Annotated in this window: 17 protein-coding genes; 1 reads left to right on the top strand and 16 read right to left on the bottom strand. The window is 53.9% G+C overall.

Features of this window, described 5'->3' with window-relative positions:
* Nucleotides 1–35 precede the first annotated feature (35 nt).
* The gene (locus tag AC0YOB_RS34950) at nucleotides 36–368 is read left to right on the top strand and encodes a winged helix-turn-helix transcriptional regulator (protein ID WP_188994965.1); all 333 of its coding nucleotides are present in this window, start codon (nucleotides 36–38) and stop codon (nucleotides 366–368) included.
* Between the two features lie 260 nt (nucleotides 369–628).
* Here the strand turns inward: AC0YOB_RS34950 and AC0YOB_RS34955 are convergent, their stop codons facing one another.
* From AC0YOB_RS34955 to bioA, 16 genes are all read right to left on the bottom strand, one after another.
* Nucleotides 629–1,138, bottom strand: a complete 510-nt coding sequence (locus tag AC0YOB_RS34955) for a DUF2179 domain-containing protein (protein ID WP_379113550.1) — start codon at nucleotides 1,136–1,138, stop codon at nucleotides 629–631.
* Between the two features lie 18 nt (nucleotides 1,139–1,156).
* On the bottom strand, nucleotides 1,157–2,056 hold the full coding sequence (thpD, locus tag AC0YOB_RS34960) for an ectoine hydroxylase (RefSeq protein ID WP_475796712.1): 900 nt from the start codon (nucleotides 2,054–2,056) through the stop codon (nucleotides 1,157–1,159).
* Nucleotides 2,056–2,463, bottom strand: coding sequence for an ectoine synthase (locus AC0YOB_RS34965; RefSeq protein WP_475796713.1), 408 nt, complete (start codon nucleotides 2,461–2,463; stop codon nucleotides 2,056–2,058). Before AC0YOB_RS34965 ends, thpD begins: the two co-directional genes overlap by 1 nt.
* A 43-nt stretch (nucleotides 2,464–2,506) precedes the next feature.
* Nucleotides 2,507–3,760 carry a diaminobutyrate--2-oxoglutarate transaminase gene (gene ectB, locus AC0YOB_RS34970; protein ID WP_475796727.1) on the bottom strand — a complete coding sequence of 418 codons (1,254 nt, stop codon included), beginning with the start codon at nucleotides 3,758–3,760 and terminating at the stop codon, nucleotides 2,507–2,509.
* 44 nt (nucleotides 3,761–3,804) lie between these two features.
* Nucleotides 3,805–4,302, bottom strand: coding sequence for a diaminobutyrate acetyltransferase (gene ectA / locus AC0YOB_RS34975; RefSeq protein WP_475796714.1), 498 nt, complete (start codon nucleotides 4,300–4,302; stop codon nucleotides 3,805–3,807).
* A 144-nt stretch (nucleotides 4,303–4,446) separates the two neighbouring features.
* Nucleotides 4,447–5,304 (bottom strand): ectoine/hydroxyectoine ABC transporter ATP-binding protein EhuA, encoded by an 858-nt coding sequence (ehuA, locus tag AC0YOB_RS34980; RefSeq protein ID WP_475796715.1) that lies wholly within the window; start codon nucleotides 5,302–5,304, stop codon nucleotides 4,447–4,449.
* A 14-nt stretch (nucleotides 5,305–5,318) separates the two neighbouring features.
* On the bottom strand, nucleotides 5,319–5,984 hold the full coding sequence (ehuD, locus tag AC0YOB_RS34985; protein WP_475796716.1) for an ectoine/hydroxyectoine ABC transporter permease subunit EhuD: 666 nt from the start codon (nucleotides 5,982–5,984) through the stop codon (nucleotides 5,319–5,321).
* Nucleotides 5,985–5,991: 7 nt separating this feature from the next.
* Complete coding sequence (gene ehuC, locus AC0YOB_RS34990; RefSeq protein WP_475796717.1) at nucleotides 5,992–6,642, bottom strand: ectoine/hydroxyectoine ABC transporter permease subunit EhuC; 651 nt, start codon at nucleotides 6,640–6,642, stop codon at nucleotides 5,992–5,994.
* Nucleotides 6,643–6,644: 2 nt separating this feature from the next.
* Nucleotides 6,645–7,583 carry an ectoine/hydroxyectoine ABC transporter substrate-binding protein EhuB gene (ehuB, locus tag AC0YOB_RS34995; RefSeq protein ID WP_475796718.1) on the bottom strand — a complete coding sequence of 313 codons (939 nt, stop codon included), beginning with the start codon at nucleotides 7,581–7,583 and terminating at the stop codon, nucleotides 6,645–6,647.
* Between the two features lie 1,129 nt (nucleotides 7,584–8,712).
* Entirely contained in the window at nucleotides 8,713–9,309 is a 597-nt protein-coding gene (locus AC0YOB_RS35000; RefSeq protein WP_210038836.1) for an RNA polymerase sigma factor, read from the bottom strand.
* 99 nt (nucleotides 9,310–9,408) lie between these two features.
* Nucleotides 9,409–10,278, bottom strand: a complete 870-nt coding sequence (gene bioC, locus AC0YOB_RS35005; protein WP_475796719.1) for a malonyl-ACP O-methyltransferase BioC — start codon at nucleotides 10,276–10,278, stop codon at nucleotides 9,409–9,411.
* Complete coding sequence (locus AC0YOB_RS35010) at nucleotides 10,241–11,053, bottom strand: alpha/beta hydrolase (RefSeq protein ID WP_475796720.1); 813 nt, start codon at nucleotides 11,051–11,053, stop codon at nucleotides 10,241–10,243. The genes bioC and AC0YOB_RS35010 overlap by 38 nt, the downstream gene beginning before the upstream one ends.
* On the bottom strand, nucleotides 11,050–12,228 hold the full coding sequence (gene bioF, locus AC0YOB_RS35015) for an 8-amino-7-oxononanoate synthase (RefSeq protein ID WP_475796721.1): 1,179 nt from the start codon (nucleotides 12,226–12,228) through the stop codon (nucleotides 11,050–11,052). The genes AC0YOB_RS35010 and bioF overlap by 4 nt, the downstream gene beginning before the upstream one ends.
* Before the next feature lie 18 nt (nucleotides 12,229–12,246).
* The gene (gene bioB / locus AC0YOB_RS35020; RefSeq protein WP_475796722.1) at nucleotides 12,247–13,245 is read right to left on the bottom strand and encodes a biotin synthase BioB; all 999 of its coding nucleotides are present in this window, start codon (nucleotides 13,243–13,245) and stop codon (nucleotides 12,247–12,249) included.
* Nucleotides 13,246–13,258: 13 nt separating this feature from the next.
* On the bottom strand, nucleotides 13,259–13,996 hold the full coding sequence (gene bioD / locus AC0YOB_RS35025; protein ID WP_475796723.1) for a dethiobiotin synthase: 738 nt from the start codon (nucleotides 13,994–13,996) through the stop codon (nucleotides 13,259–13,261).
* Entirely contained in the window at nucleotides 13,993–15,354 is a 1,362-nt protein-coding gene (gene bioA, locus AC0YOB_RS35030) for an adenosylmethionine--8-amino-7-oxononanoate transaminase (RefSeq protein WP_475796724.1), read from the bottom strand. Before bioA ends, bioD begins: the two co-directional genes overlap by 4 nt.
* Nucleotides 15,355–16,371: the final 1,017 nt, after the last annotated feature.

The raw sequence follows: 16,371 nt of genomic DNA on the forward strand, positions 1-16,371 counted from the left end.
TATCAATCTTTCATAGAAGGAGTGCGCTTATTCTCATGTCCGTAAACAACTATATTCCGAAAGTACCTGCCTGCATCGATTGCAATATTGAAAAAACGCTTAACGTTATCGGCGGAAAATGGGCTTTTCTCGTCCTTCGCGAGCTGTTCGGCGGCAAGAAGCGTTTCGGAGAGCTGCAGCGACTCATCTCTGCGGTAAGTCCCCGCGCGCTGACCAGTACCCTGCGCCATCTGGAAGAGCAGGGCGTTCTTGAACGCCATGTATTTCCGACCGTCCCCGTCACCGTTGAATATTCCCTTACACCCAAAGGCGTTGATTTGCATCAAATCCTCAAGGAAATGAAGCTCTGGGCGGCCAAGTGGACGTAACGGCATAAATTTACGGGCAATCAGATCCAGCAGCCATGCCCGCTCCTCCTGCACCTTCTCCCGCAATCTGGCTGCCGCAGCCGGCAGCATTCCGGTTTCTATGTATGCTGGCCTTGCTTCTGGCTTTGAAGCCGAATAAAAAATAGGCTATCCCCGCCCGTGGTTATGCATTCGGTTAGTCAAAAAATATCCGAATTCAAACAACCCAAGCAGCTGCCTGAGAAGACATCCGCTTGGGTTATGAATGCAGTAAATCACGCTCACCGCTCGATCATTTTCGTCCAAAAGCCGCCTTTGAACTGCCTAGGCTCATGGGAAATCACAAACGCTTTGGGCGCAACCATGCCGATGCTCCGCATGAGCCGTTTCTCATTGCTGCGTTTAACCAGAACCTGCATGACCAGCCGTTTGCCGTCGCGTCCCTCCGCCATCCAGGACGTAACGCCATAGCCAAAGTCGCGGAGCTTGTTCGGCAGGCCGGTTGCGGCGGAATCGGCGATAACTTGTACGACCGAATAGCCCAGTGCCAGATATTCCTCAATCCGGCTGCCCGCATACACGCCAATGCCGAAGCCCAGGCAGTAAGCCGCCATGTTGATGGGATTGGACAGATTCTGGAGTACGAGATTGAGCCCTGCCAAGTAAATAAAAACCTCCGCCATCGCCATAAGAGAAGCTGCGCCTCTTCTCCCTTTGATCACGAGAATCAGGCGCAGCGTAAAAATCGAAACATAGACGACGTTGATCGCTATGATAGAGAGAACAAGCATAAGACCGCTCACGCCGGGTTACCCGCGCGCAGCAATATATTTCGGCCTGGGTGTTTGCCCCGAGTACGGCTTCTCCAAGGCATTCTCCACACTGTTGTAGACCATGAACACATTGCTTCGCGGCAGAGGCGTGATATTGCTGTTCGAGCCATGCATAATATTGCAATCGAACAGCACGATGGAGCCTATACCGCCAACAATCGTTTCGATTCCGCCTTCTTCCACTAGCCGGGCCAGGCTGCCGTCATCGGGCACGCCGTATTCCTGGCGGCGGAGCGACTGCTTGAAGTGATCGTCCGGTGTCTGCCCGACACAGGAAACGAATTTCTTATGCGAGCCGGGCACCACCATCAAGGGACCGTTAAAATGAAAATTATCCTCCAGGGCAATGGAGCAGCTGAGCGCGCGCATGGAAGGCATTCCGTCCTCCACATGCCAGGTTTCAAAATCAGAATGCCAGTAAAATTCCTTGCCGGTAAAACCCGGCTTGAAGTTGATCCGGGACTGGTGGATATAGGTTTGCGAGCCGAGAAGCTCGTTGATGATTGCGGTCAGACGTTTATTGGCCGAGAGCTCCTTGAAGCGTTCATTATGCTCATGGACCGCGAAGATGGAGCGTACCTCCGTCCCGCCCGGCTCGCGAATGACATGCTCGGCTTCACGCTGCCCGTAATGCTGCTGGAGCTTCTTCAGCTCGGAGCGCCAATCGGCGACCTCCTCACCGGAGAAGAACTGATCCAGAAACAGATAGCCGTTCCTGTCGTAGAACCGAAATTGCTCTTGGGTCAATGGGCTGCCTGACTTCCAGGTGCTGTAGACGACAGGGTCCGCGCGCTCCGCGATAGCAGGCTTGTCGGATATCCGGGATGGATATTTATCTGCTCTAGTCTCCTTGGAATTTGCCAGATTTATGCTCATTAGCGGTTCGCCTCCAATTCAGCCTCTTCAATCAGCGGATAAACCCCGTCCTTGTCATGCACCTCGCTGCCGGTTAGCGGAGGGTTGAATACGCATATCGTCCGCACCTGCGTTTTTGCCCGCAAATAATGCTTCTCATGACCGTCCAGCGCATACAGCATGCCCGGACGGATGAGGAACTTTTCGCCGGTGGCGACGATTTCAATCTCTCCTTCTCCTTCGATGCAATAAACGGCCTCCACATGATTTTTGTACCAGATGGTCGTTTCCGTTCCGGCTTTGATAATCGTATCATTCAGGGAAAAACCCATGCCGTCCTTGCGGAGCAGCAGCCTGCGGGCGTTCCAGGTTTCGGTATCGATATCATACTTGGAGTCTACAATGTCCTCTAAATGCTTGACAATCATATTTATCGCTCTCCTCTCGAATTTGCCTGCATATCGCAAGCACTTATACCAGCGCCCCAATGCGCTCCGACTGTACGATTTCTTCAAAGCTTTCCTTAAGAATGGCCAGCCCCTTCTCCAGAACGGAGGATTCAATGGTAAGCGGGGGCATCAGCTTGGCGACTTCGTCATGCGGACCTGATGTTTCCATGATGACGCCGCGTTTGAAGGCGGCTGCGCTCAGCTGTCCGGCCAGCTGCGGCGGGTCGAAGGAAATGCCCTGAATCAGACCCTTCCCTTTCCTGTAGGCGTTAACCTCGGGATGCTCCTTCAGAAGCTGGCTCAGCGCCTCTTCAATACGGCTGGCTTTCCCGGCAAGCTCCGTCTCGAACGCCCCGTCCTCCCAGTAGGAAAGCGCCTCGGCTGCGGCGACAAAGGCGAGGTTGTTCCCGCGGAAGGTCCCGTTATGCTCGCCGGGATGCCACAGATCGTATTCCGGCTTAATGAGCGTCAGCGCCATCGGCAGACCGTAACCCCCAATCGACTTGGACAGGCATACGATATCCGGGTTAATGCCCGCTTCCTCGAAGCTGAAGAAAGTCCCCGTACGGCCGCAGCCCATCTGCACATCGTCCACAATCAGCAGAATGTCCCGCTTCAGGCACAGCTCCTGGACTCTCTTCAACCAGGCCGGGCTGGCCGCATTCAATCCGCCTTCGCCTTGCACCGTTTCCAGAATGATGGCTGCCGGCAGGTCGAACCCGCTTCCCGGATCATCGAGATATTTCTCCATCATATCCACCGTATTGATGCCTTCGCCGAAATAGCCGTCATAAGGCATGAAATTCGTGTTGGGCAGATCGACGCCGGCTCCTTTGCGCTTGAACGCATTGCCTGTAGCGGCAAGCGATCCCAGACTCATCCCGTGAAAGGCATTGGTGAAGCAGACAATATTCCTGCGTCCCGTAACCTTGCGGGCAATCTTCATGGCGCTCTCCACAGAATTCGTCCCTGTCGGGCCGGGAAACATAATTTTATAATCAAGTCCGCGCGGTTTCAGAATGGATGAAGTGAACCGCTTCAGAAACATTTCTTTCGCTTTTGTCGCCATATCCAGGCTGTGGGTCACTCCGTCTTCCAGCAAGTAGTCAACCAGCCGGGTGCGGATAGCCGGGTTGTTATGACCGTAATTGAGCGCCCCCGCACCGGCAAAAAAATCAATATATTCCCGGCCTTCGATATCCCACAGCTTGGCGTTCTTGGCCTTATGGAACACCTTCTCAAAGCTCCGGCAGTAGCTGCGCACCTCTGACTCCATCTTGTCGAACACCCTTAAATCCGCTGCGTCCTTCTTGACTTCGCTCACCGAATCACTCCTAGAGAATTATTTGTAAACGGTCCGATACGAAACAGCAGCTCCGGCTCATGATCGGATTCTTCGGGAAAATAAGCGGCCGGATAATATTCCGTAATATGACATTGTCCGCCATTTTCCTCGCCAATTCCCATGAGCATCCTTTGTGAAGCCATATTATCCGGTCCAATCGTCGCCTCAACAAAGCGGATCGGGCCATTTTCTTCCCGATTCAGCAGCTCGCGGAGCATTTTTTTGCCCAATCCGTTACCCTGCCAAGCGCTGCCGACCACGGCCTGCCAGATAAACAGCGTATCCGGCTGATCCGGTCTCTTGTAAGCGGACATAAACCCCACGATTCTTTCCTCCTGGACAGCGATGACGCAGGTATCGCGAAAAACATCGCACAGCATGATGTAGCTGTATACGGAATTGAGATCCAACGTCCCTGCATCCTTCACCAGCTGCCATACCTGCTTGCCGTCGGAGGCCGACGGTTTATTCAAATTTATAAGCTGTATAACGCTTCACCTCTACCGTGTTCTATAAGTTCCGGGGAAGAAATTCCGCCAAAGGACGGCGACAGTCATTTCTTCCTGGCACAACCTCATCGAGGGGCGGATTGCCTCCCATCGGCCCTTGCCCCTTTGTCATGATGATGGGGAAGCAGCGCCGGCGAAGCGTCCGAGGAAGGACTGCAGGCGCTCGCTCTGTGAATTCTCAAATATTTGCTCAGGCGTTCCCTGCTCCACAATTCTGCCTTCCGCGCCAAAGATGATCCGGTCGGCCACGTCTCTTGCAAACTCCATCTCGTGCGTGATCAGCAGCATCGCCATCTCGCCTTCGCGGGCGATTTCCTTAATGACCTCCAGCACCTCGCCGACCAGCTCGGGATCAAGCGCAGAGGTCACCTCGTCGAATATCATCACCTTGGGCTGCATGACGAGCGCCCGGGCAATGGCGACGCGCTGCTTCTGTCCGCCGGAGAGCTGTGAAGGATACACCTCCAGCTTCTCCTCCAGCCCCACCTTGCGCAGCATCGTGATGGCGCGGTCATGCGCTTCTTCCCTGGACAAGCCCAGCACGGTACGCGGAGCCATCGTCACATTGCGCAGAACGTTCATATGCGGGAACAGATTGAAATGCTGAAAGATCATTCCCACCTTGCCCCGCATCCGATGCAGATGCTTCTCGTCCGCACGGACCAGCTTGCCTTTGACCTCCATATGCCACAGCAGCTCGCCATCCAGCTCGATTGTTCCGCCAGTCGGCTCCTCGAGCGTCATGAGCAGGCGGCCAAGCGTGGTTTTGCCCGATCCGCTCGGTCCGATCATAGCGATCTTCTCTCCCGGATAAAGCTCCAGATCCACACCCTTGATTACCTCCAGCTCCCCGAAGGATTTCGTTATATTGTTATATTTCACAATCGGCTGGACATCCGCGAACCTTCCGTTCCGGTCTTCCCGTGCGTCCAGCTCCTCTGTTTGTTTCTCCAACTGCATGCTCATTCGGACCTCACTCCTTACCCTGCGTATTTCCCGTTAAGCTTCTTCTCCAGAAACCGGAACAGCACGGTCATGATCAGGCTGATAATCAGGAACAGCACTCCTACAACGGTATAGGGTTCAAACACCCGATAAGAATCAGAGGCGGCATTCTTCGCGGTGAGCAGCAGCTCAACGAGCGTAATCGCCATCAATATCGGAGTTTCCTTGAAAATAACAATCAAATAGTTGCCCATCACCGGCACAATCGGCCGGAAAGCCTGAGGCAGTATGATTTTGATCCACGTTTGCGTTTTCGTAAAATTAAGCGCGCTGGCCGCTTCCCATTGACCGCGGGGCACTCCGTCGATGCCGGAGCGGTAAACCTCGGACAAATACGTGCTGTAATGCAGCCCCAGCCCGATTACCCCAGTCGTGAACGCGGACAAGGAAGCCGAAGGAAACAGCATCGGCAAAATATAAAACAGCGAGAACACCTGCACCAGCAGCGGCGTGCTGCGCACGAACTCCACGAAGCCGCGGATCGTATACCGCAACACGGCAAATCTGGAGCGGGAACCAACCGCCAGCAGCAAGCCGACTGCAGCCGCAACCAGAAACCCGCACAAGGTCGCATAAAGCGTTACCCGCAGAGCGCCGAGCAGCTCAGGCAATAATTCCCAGACATAATCCCATTTCCACATTTCTCATTCACCTCCAAGCCGCAAATTTGCGTTCCAGCAGCCGGATCGTGACCGTGATGCATGCAGACAGGGCAAAATAGATCACAAGCAGCAGACCAAATATCTGCGGGGTCCATGATAAATAATTATTGCGGAGAATCATGGCTTCATAGGTTAGATCGCTCAGCGTAATAAAATAGACCAGCGAGGTCGATTTCAGCAGCTCGATCAATAAATTCCCAAAAGGCGGCAGCATGCGGACAACGGCCTGCGGAATGACCACCCGCCACATTCGCTGCCGAGGGGTCAGGTTCAGCGCCAAGGAGGCTTCATACTGACCGGAAGGAACAGCCAATATGGAGCTTCGTACGATTTCCGAGCCGTATGCCCCGCAGTTCAAGCCGATAGCCAGCACTGCCGTAACCATCTTGCTCAGCTCTATTCCCGCAAACGGCAGAGCGAAGTAGATCCAAAACATAAGTACAAGAAGGGAGGAGGCTCTAAACAGATCAACGTAGATGCGGGAAATACCGCGTACAACCGCATAGCTCGATACCCGGCAAAGACCAGCCGCCACAGAAACGATCAATGCGACAATCCCGGCCATTACCGTAACTTGAATCGTAATCTTGATCCCTTCGTACAGGAGCGGAAACATAGCCGACCAGGTCGGAGTCATGATTATCCCTCACATAACTGGCTGGAGGTCATATCTCCAGGCAGCTCCTGCTCCGTAAAACCGAATTTCTTGAGAATTTCCAGCAGCTCGCCGGATTCCTTCATCTTCTCAAGCTCTGCGTTATAGGCCTCCTGGAAAGACGTATCCTCCGGACGGAAGGCCGTAGCGCCGTAGCCCGTAACATCTTTGCCATCCACCGTTGGCTGTTCAAAGTCCATGACCCGCTCCAGCTTGGCGTCCTTCGCACTGTCCAGTCTGGATTGCAGGGCCGGGCCCGTCATCGTCATGGCATCGGCGCGTCCGGACTGCAGCGCGCTGATGGCTGCATCCTGATCCGGTACAATAACCATCCGATCTTCCGGAATGCCGGACGCCTTCAGATAATCCAGCTCAACGGCACCGGCCATAACGGCAACCTTGGCCTTGTCGTTATCGGCAATATCCTTATAGCTCCCCAGCTTGAGCGGATTTCCCTGCTTCACCGCTATCGCCTCGCCGATGCTGTACTCGGGATTAGCGAACAGCACCGCTTCGCAGCGTTTGGGATTAATGAACATCCCCGCCGTAATCATGTCGAAGCGTTTGGCCTGCAGACCAGCGATCAAGGAAGTAAACTCGGTCAATTCTCCCTTTATTTCCTTAATGCCCAGCCGATCCAGGATAACGCGGGCGATCTCCACCGCCTCACCGGTCAGCTTTCCGTCGGCATCTTTATATGCATAAGGATTCTCGTTGGCAAAACCGATTGTTACCGATCCTTTTTTCTGCGCGTCAGCCAAGGTCCCTGTCGCCTCGCTGTTCCCCCCGGATGCATTGGCATTGTTATTTGCCGGTGATGTCCCAGCCGTATTGTTGCCGGCAGCCGGTTCATTGCTGTTCTGACCACATGCCGCCAATAAAAGCATTGGCAGCAAAACGACGATCGCCCAAACCTTCTTCAAATGCTTACACAACCCTTCGTCTATATTTATTAAGAAGACTTATATAAGGCTAACATCTTTGCCGCAGGAGGTCATTTCCAGTATTTCAGGATAAAATTGCTTATTTTTGGCTCTCGTAGGCAGAGCCACCCTCATCCGCCCCATCCTCCTTTTTCCTCTCGTATATTGCAGTATGATCCTGCACAAGGAGTTTTACATCAGAGGCCAACTATGATAAATAAACAATAATTATAAATTGAATCGCCTTTTTATTACATTTTTATAATAAAAATAAATTATATTTTACAACTGGCGATAAAATGGGATAGGAACGAACAAAAAACCACCTTTTTCGCGATTGTTCGCTGAAAGGTGGTTTGGGGCGAAACTATTAAGGGAATGCTGCACGGACGGATCAATTTCATCGATCAAGACACGCTGCGCGGGCGGATCATTCTACATTGATAAGGGCACGCTGCGCGGGCGGATCATTCTACATTGATAAGGGCACGCTGCACGTGCGGATCATTCTATATTGATAAGGGCACGCTGCACGTGCGGATCATTCTATATTGATAAAGGCACGCTGCGCGGGCGGATCATTCTTACGATCGCTGTTGTCCTTCGGAATTCTTGATTGGATAAAACATTTAGCGGTAAATTTCGAAAGACAAAGGCGACCACTATCGTTTCTCCAGAACGATTCCGCCCGCTCCGCGCTCAAGATTCAAAGCCAAGCCGAATGGCACTTCACCACCCATACAACAAAAAGAAGAGCGCTGACGCGCTTTATTAGCCGATTCAGCGCCACAACCGCTATTTCATCTAATGATAAGGCTAAATCGCCTTTTTAACTCCCCGCGAATATCAGACATTTCCTCATGCGCAGCCAGGCCTTTTGCACCAGCCTTTCAGAATAAGACCGATAGCGCTTCGCAATGACTTCTAATGATAAGAATAAGACGAATAGCTTCGCATGATGCTCGATAGATCAAGATCGATCGCGCTTCGCTCGATGCTCGAAATATAAGAATATGACAGGTAGCTTCGCAATGATTTCGAATGAAAAGAATAAGATGGGTAGCTTCACACGATGCTCGACAGATCAGAGCAAGACCGTCCGCGCTTTATGTTACGCGGACATTACGGCTCATCTGCTTTCGTAATTCATCACGGCGCGTGTCCATCTGTCGACGACGAAGGATCGTCTGGGCATGCGCATGGGAGGCTTCAGCTGCGGTTTGAGCGAGATCAGTTCACCCGTAGCCTTATGCTGGGCGCCTCGTTTGCGCAGAGCCTGCTTGGAACGGTGGAGCACCATTTTGACCGCAGGCACGGTACAATCCAGTTCATCTGCAATATCCTGATAGGAATAACGAAATACCTCGGCTAGCAGCAGCATTTCCACTTCACGCTCCGACAAATGCTCCGTTACCCACTCCAGCAGCCCTCGCACGGAGGCATAATTCTCATCGCAATAGGACTGCTCACCTGCTTCATCTATAGGAACCATAATGCCCCTGCGCCTGCGATATGCGTCTATGTAAACGTTTCGGGCTATTTTATACAATAATGATCGCGGATATTGGACATCACCCTTGCTGCGGTAATGCTTGAAAGCCCGGAGCAGCGTCTCCTGACGCAAATCCTCCGCTTCCCAATGAGATGCCGTCAAATAAAAACAATAGGTCCGTAAATGATTCAGATGCGGGGTAATGACATCTTCAAACTCAGCCCACGGCCTCATGCATTCGCCTCCTCACTGTTTTTTCCCAGTGTAGCACGCAAATATGAAACCAACATGAAAGCTACATGAAAAATCCGGGCCTAATTCGTGACCATGGCACTAACGGGAGGCTTCTGCTTGAATGATCAAAACGTCGTAAGTGGCAGCAATGCCCCCCTGTATGCTGAATTTGTCCTCATATGACTTATACATATCGGCAAACAGGCGGCGCGTCCCGATACTGCGTGTTGTGTCGGCCCGGGATGTGCTGGCCCCCATCGCCTTGACCGAGTGGAGAAATTCCCTGGGGGAGGCGTAGATTTCCCTTTGAATAAAACCCTCACAGCGAATATTGTCAAATCCCGCTTCATCAAGAATATCAGCCCAGCCGTCTGCCGATTGAAAGGAAAGCCCGTGCCGCTGCGGCGCATGCCCGCTGGCTGTATAAGCTTCATGAAAGGACGCATGCAGCTCATTGAAGGTATCCGGCCCAAAGGTGGCGAATGTCAACTGCCCTCCTGATCGGAGCAGCCGCTGAATGTGGCCAAGCGTCTGCCCTGGATTGTCCAGCCATTGAAAACAGGCGTTGGAAACGATGAGATCGTATGCGTCTTTCGGTGCATCAGCCGCCCATAATTCGACATCGGCCTGAACAAAACGTACAGGATCCCGCCGGTTGCGAATTCCGTCCTCCTGTTTGGCCTTGTCCAACTGAAGCCTATGCTTAGCCGCATCGATCATAGCGGGCGCAATATCAAGAGCCGTTATCGATGCGCGAGGCCATTGGCCGGCCAATCTTTCAGTCAGCGCGCCCGTGCCGCAGCCGATCTCCAGAATATCCAACCCGGCCATCTCCGTCTCACTCTTCCATCGGACCAGGGATCTCGCCACCCGGTCTGCCATATCGCGCTGAACTCGGGAGTGAATATCATACATACCCGCCGCGCTGCGGTTAAATTGGTGCCGGATTGCCTGCTTGCCGCTGCTCATACCACCATCTCCTTATTTCATCGGCCAGATCAGCTTCCCTTCCCAGGAAAGGCGCATGCCCGCAAGCGGGCAGGGCCAGCAGCTCTGCCCGCGGCAATTGTGCCGCAAGCTCTGACGCAGCGCCGTATGGGCAAATTATATCCTCTATTCCATGTATAAGCAGAGCCGGACAAAGGATTGCCGGAAGCTGAGACTGGCATTCCCCGTTCCGCAGAATCTGAAGACCTGCAAGGAGCGCAGGAGTAGTCCAGCTGCCTGCCGGCGGGAGGCTGGCGCCAAGTCCGCTTTTCCATTCCGCCTCCGTTAGCAGAAGCTGTCGAAATCGGGCCTCTACGGCATCCCGATTCTTCGCAAGACCTGTAATCATCTGCCTGAGGTAGATATCTGCCCAGCCGCGGTCAGACTCTTCCCTGGAGCGGATAAATCTTGCGTTGGCCGCAAACAGGACGAGACCATCGGCCCAGCCCGCAGCCGCCAGTCTCAGCGCCAGCAAAGCGCCAAGCGACCAGCCTCCAATCAGAAGGGGGCCGCAGTGAATTTCAGTCTGACTGGCAGCCCGGTCTGGTGACAGAGCCTTCCTGACTGCCGCTTCCGTCAAAAGCAGTATCGCCTCCTCGGAATCGGCAGCGCTGTACTGTACGGAAAGATGTTGAAAATCCGGCAGCTGCGAGCGAAGCCGGTCAAAAATCGTATCCGGCATGCTCCATCCAGCCAGCCACAAAATCGTGCCCCTGGACTTCTGCTGCAAGGGCGGCCCGCTACCCGAATGCCTCATCCACCTGCCACCCCTGATTGAAGGGCAGCGGCACAGATGAGTGCCGCGGCATCGGCCAGCTCCCGTTCCGTGTGGGCGGCGGACAAGGAGAGGCGGATCCGCGCCGTGCCCTTGGGCACAGTAGGCGGACGGATTGCCGCCGATGCAATACCCGCTGCCTCCAGAGCGCTGCTGAAACGCAAGACAGCTGCATTATCGCCAATAATGACGGGGATGATCGGGGAATCTCCCGCAGCGATATTGAAACCGGCGGCGCCAAGCGAAGAGCGCAGTCTCCTGCCCGCAGCATTAAGCCGTTCCCGGCGCCAGTGCTCGGTCTGAACCAGCTCCAGCGCTTTGGCGATACCAGCTACTATGGATGCGGGCAGGGCGGTCGAATAGATCAAGGTTCTAGCCTTGTTTATCAGCCATCGGATCAGCGTACGGCTGCCGCAGACATAAGCGCCGTAGACGCCAAACGCTTTGCTGAATGTTCCCATATGTACATCCACGTCCGCCTGCACGCCAAGCTCATGGCATAATCCCTCGCCGCGCCTGCCGTATATCCCTCCGCTATGCGCCTCGTCCACCATCAGCATGGCACCGTATTCACGCTTGATCGCTGCGAGCTCGCGCAGCGGAGCCTGGTCGCCATCCATCGAGAAGACGGCATCTGTCACGATCAGCTTCTTCTTTTTATCCCGGTGCTTATTCAATAAGGCCCGCAAATGCTCCATATCGTTATGGCGGTATCGGGCATGCTCCGCGCGGCTTAGTATGACGCCATCCACGATGCTCGCATGGTTCATCTGATCGCTGAATACAACATCGCCTCTGCCTGCCAGCGCGGCGATGACGCCGGTATTGGCCATGTAGCCATTGGCAAAAACAAGCGCTGCTTCGCAGTTCTGCCACAGGGCCAGCGCAGTTTCCAGGCGGCCGAAGGACGGCCGGTTGCCCGTCACCAGGCGGGAAGCGCCGGAGCCGGCCCCTTCGGCGGACTGAGCTTCGCGCATCGCTTCATTAATCGCGTAATGCTGCGCAAGTCCCAGATAATCGTTGGAAGACAAATCGAGCAGCTTTCTTCCCCCGCGCATGATATAACCCGGGCATCCGGGCACCGGAGCGCTGGCTCGCAAGGTGCGTTCCAGCGAAGCGTCAGTCATCATCTCAAGCTCTTTTTCCATCCAGTTCATGATCATTCCGCCCTGCCCTCACAGAGCACTAATTTCAATTTCAAAGCCCATATCTTCAATCATTTGATGATCTTCAGATACATGTTGTCCGGCTGTCGTCAAATAATCGCCCACAAACAGGGAATTGGCTGCATATAGCGACAGCGGCTGCAGCGTACGAAGGTTGACCTCGCGGCCGCCGGCCACGCGGATTTCCTTGGAGGGGCATATAAATCTGAACAAGGCCAGCACCCTCAGCGCTTTTAAGGCCGGCACACGGTTCGCTTTTTCCAGTGGTGTCCCCGGTATCGCATTTAGAAAATTGACCGGAATGGAATCCACATCAAGCTCGCGGAGCGCAAAAGCCATTTCAACAATTTCCTGATGGGTCTCGCCCATGCCGATAATGACTCCGGAGCAGGGAGACATGCCGTAGGCTTTCACCTTTTCCACAGTCTCTACACGCTGTCCATAAGTGTGGGTAGTGGTGATTGCCGGGTAGTTCGCTTTACTTGTATTCAGGTTATGGTTGTACCTATGCACGCCCGCTTCTGCCAGCCGCTCGGCCTGGCCGTCCTTCAACAAGCCCAGACAAGCGCATATTTTGAGCGGCATGGTTCTGCGGATTTCCTGTACCGCGTCCGCGACCTGCTCCAGTTCCTTGTCCGTCGGTCCTTTTCCCGAGGCTACGATGCAGTAGGTTCCGGCTTTGCGCGCCATGGCTTCGCGCGCTCCGGCGAGCAGGGTATCTTTATCCAGCAGACTGTATTTTTGTATGGAAGCCGTCGATACGATGGACTGCGAGCAGTAGCCGCAATCTTCGGGACACAACCCGCTTTTGGCATTGATGATCATATTCAGCTTAACCTTCCTGCCGTAAAAGAACTTCCTCACACTGAACGCGGCATGCATGAGCGGCAGCAGCTCATCATTGCCGGCTTCCAGAACGGCGAGCCCTTCTTCCAGTGTCAAGCATTCCCCATTTAACGCCTTTTGGGCGAACGATTGCCATTCCATTTGAAGTGAAATTGTGTTCATCTCGGTCATCTCCTTAATTTCCAGCCAAAAGCGCCTCTTTGACCAGTGCGAATTGAATATGTTGCCGTACAGTATGTACCAGCGTGTTCGTATCCTCAGGGGCATGAATCCGGGGAAGACGGCCAAGCACCGGAATGCTGCTGTAATGTTCGATCAGCTCTGCATTTGTGGAGAGGCTCGGATCGTCATGCGTTTCTGCCGATTCGCCATCGTTCAGAATGATACCGACAATGGAAATTAATCGAAGCTTCAGGTATGACACCGTCAACAGCGTGTGGTTAATCGTGCCGAGGCCGGATCGGGCCACAATAAGTGCGGGCAGACGAAGCTCTACCATCAGGTCCGCGACGAGGGCATCCTCTGCCAGCGGAACAGCCACGCCCCCCGCTCCCTCTACAAGGAGCGCTTCGTAACGCTTGGCAAGCGGTCCGCCGGATGCAATCAGCTTCTCCAGCGTAAGGGTAACTCCCGCTTCCCGGGCTGCGAGCAGCGGTGTAAGCGGAGCGGCAAACGAGAAGGGAGCCACCGCCTCCGGCAGTTCATCGATCCCGGTGCTCTTCAACAGCTGCTGGGCATCAGTCCTTCCACTGCCAAAAGTGCTGCCGGATTGAACCGGCTTCCAGACGCCGACATTCCTTCCTTCGGCGCGAAGTGCAGCGGCGATAGCCGCTGTGACGACCGTTTTGCCAACGCCGGTATCCGTACCCGTCACGAATAGTCCTCTAATTGGCTGTGCATTCGTTTGGTTCATGCAGCCGGCCCGCTCTCGGTGACGCAAATTATCGCTTCCACCAAAATAGCCGTCATGAGCTCCAATTCCGCTTCGCTGCTGGCAAGCGGAGGGATGAACACGATCACATTGCCGAGCGGCCTCGTCAGCATGCCGAGTTCTCTGGCTTTAAGACTCGTCCTGACGCCGATTCGCTCCGCCCATTCGTACGGTTCGCGTGTATTCTTGTCGCGTACAAGCTCGATTCCGATCATCAGTCCCTGCTGGCGGATGTCCCCAACATGAGGGCGCTCTTTAAGCGCTGCGAGCCTATGCTCCACCAAAGATGCCTTGGCCCGAACCCCTGACAGCATACTGCGCTCTTCAAACAGCTTCAGGCTGGCCAGCGCCACGGCACAACCAAGCGGGTTTCCCGTAAAGGAATGACCGTGAAAAAAAGTTTTCTGCTCCTCGTAATCGGCATAAAACGCATCATACACTTCATCGGTCGCAAGCGTCGCCGCCACAGGCAAATATCCGCCTGTAAGACCTTTGCCGATGATCATCAGATCAGGGGAAACCCCTTCAAGGTCGCACGCGAACATCTCTCCCGTCCTGCCGAAGCCAGTCGCCACCTCATCGGCGATTAGCAGGACATCATGCTCGCGGCACAGCTTCGCGATTTCACGCAGGCAGCCCGGCGGCATCACGATGATGCCCGAAGCCCCCTGCACAATCGGCTCTACGATCAGAGCGGCAATGCTGGCCGCCTGCGAATGGAGCAGCCTGCGCAGGGCGGTAAGCGTAGTTTCCAATGCTTCTGCTTCTCCGCCCTCGCAGCGGTAGGCATAAGGATAAGGAATGACATGGGAAGGAAAAAGCATGGGACGGAACACATCATGGTACAGCGGAATCGCACCGACACTGACCGCGCCGATCGTATCCCCGTGGTACGCCTGATTCATCGTGATAAACTGCGTTTTGCCCCGCACACCCCGGTTATGCCAATATTGAAAAGCCATCTTGATGGCAATTTCGACACCGGTTGCTCCGGAATCGGAGTAGAAGACCTTCGTCAGTCCTGGCGGAGCTATTTCGGCCAGCTTCCCGGCAAGCTCAATGGCGGGCACATTGGCCATGCCAAGAAGGGTGGAGTGCGCGACGCGGCCCAGCTGGTCCGTTATGGCCTGATTCAGCTCCGGCACGTTATGTCCGTGAATATTAAGCCAAACCGAGGAGAAGCCGTCAAAATAAGCCCTGCCGTGAATATCGTACAGCCTGATGCCTTCGCCGCGTTCGATAATGAGAGGTTCCGAGGCATGATAGTCTTTCATCTGGGTAAAAGGATTCCATAGATGCACCTGGCTTGTAGCAGCAAGCCGTTCGTAATCCGTATGCACAAGACATCACCATCCATTAGGCATTTCAATTGTTAACCATAATTAAAAATGTGGTTAACAATTAAGTAAAGCCATTGTAGCAAACCCGTTTATGTCTGTAAAGGGAAAGCATACGGCGGTTTTATCGCATCGTACAATACTGCTGGGGCATCGTTATAGCTTCCTTCATCCCGTTTAATAGCCATCCTCCATGCGTCTGCTGGCTGGCATACAATCCAATCTACCTTCTCAAGGACATAAATTTAACATGGCTTATCCACCTATTGAGGAGTAAGAAATTTAATGAAAGCTTGTCTTATCAAGGCGTTATCCGTCTCAGATTTGCTCATGTCCCCTAACGTTAATTCGGGTGTCCGATGGCATAGACCATTTATCTCTTTGGGAAGGGTATACAATGCGAACTCATGAAGGCCCTTTGATTATTACAAGTGCATTTTTCTCCAGCTTTCTTCGTACTGGTCGGCGTGCAGGGCATTCACGCAATCTCTAACAAGCGAAGAGGTATCCGGAATCTTTACTTGGAGTCTGCCAACAAGTGAAAAGATGCCGAAGAATGGGGTTACGAAGCCCGCCCTACAGGCTCTGCCGAAAAAGGCTGAATACCGGATGAGGGAATTCATTGAAGGAAGGATTGGCTTGGTTTGTGAGCATTAGAGCGATGAAGCAGAGGCCGTATTGCCCTGCGCCGTGTAACGGCTCAACATGTTTCGTGGAAGAGGGAAGGCGGCTGTATGAATACGCAACAAGGTTCCAGCTTACTAGGCCTCACCAGGGCTGGCGTGCGAGTAAACAGCTTTTTCCCGGCTGGAGCTGCCATTTGGGATATGCAGGGGGCTGTATGTACACCCAATAAGGTTTTTCCGGCTTACAGGACCCCACCTAGGGGCTGGCGTGCATGTAAGCAGGTTTTTCCCGGCTGGAGCTGCCATTTGGGATATGCAGGGGGCTGTATGTACACCCAATAAGGTTTTTCCGGCTTACAGGACCCCACCTAGGGGCTGGCGTGCGTGTAAGCAG

The organism is Paenibacillus sp. JT31N17 (genome assembly GCF_056269255.1).

Coding starts and splice junctions, on each gene's coding strand:
- AC0YOB_RS34950 (WP_188994965.1), top strand. CDS start 36: ATGTCCGTAAACAACTATATTCCGAAAGTACCTGCCTGCATCGATTGC.
- AC0YOB_RS34955 (WP_379113550.1), bottom strand. CDS start 1,138: ATGCTTGTTCTCTCTATCATAGCGATCAACGTCGTCTATGTTTCGATT.
- thpD (WP_475796712.1), bottom strand. CDS start 2,056: ATGAGCATAAATCTGGCAAATTCCAAGGAGACTAGAGCAGATAAATAT.
- AC0YOB_RS34965 (WP_475796713.1), bottom strand. CDS start 2,463: ATGATTGTCAAGCATTTAGAGGACATTGTAGACTCCAAGTATGATATC.
- ectB (WP_475796727.1), bottom strand. CDS start 3,760: ATGGAGTCAGAGGTGCGCAGCTACTGCCGGAGCTTTGAGAAGGTGTTC.
- ehuA (WP_475796715.1), bottom strand. CDS start 5,304: ATGAGCATGCAGTTGGAGAAACAAACAGAGGAGCTGGACGCACGGGAA.
- ehuD (WP_475796716.1), bottom strand. CDS start 5,984: ATGTGGAAATGGGATTATGTCTGGGAATTATTGCCTGAGCTGCTCGGC.
- ehuC (WP_475796717.1), bottom strand. CDS start 6,642: ATGACTCCGACCTGGTCGGCTATGTTTCCGCTCCTGTACGAAGGGATC.
- AC0YOB_RS35000 (WP_210038836.1), bottom strand. CDS start 9,309: ATGAGGCCGTGGGCTGAGTTTGAAGATGTCATTACCCCGCATCTGAAT.
- bioC (WP_475796719.1), bottom strand. CDS start 10,278: ATGAGCAGCGGCAAGCAGGCAATCCGGCACCAATTTAACCGCAGCGCG.
- AC0YOB_RS35010 (WP_475796720.1), bottom strand. CDS start 11,053: ATGAGGCATTCGGGTAGCGGGCCGCCCTTGCAGCAGAAGTCCAGGGGC.
- bioF (WP_475796721.1), bottom strand. CDS start 12,228: ATGAACTGGATGGAAAAAGAGCTTGAGATGATGACTGACGCTTCGCTG.
- bioB (WP_475796722.1), bottom strand. CDS start 13,245: ATGAACACAATTTCACTTCAAATGGAATGGCAATCGTTCGCCCAAAAG.
- bioD (WP_475796723.1), bottom strand. CDS start 13,996: ATGAACCAAACGAATGCACAGCCAATTAGAGGACTATTCGTGACGGGT.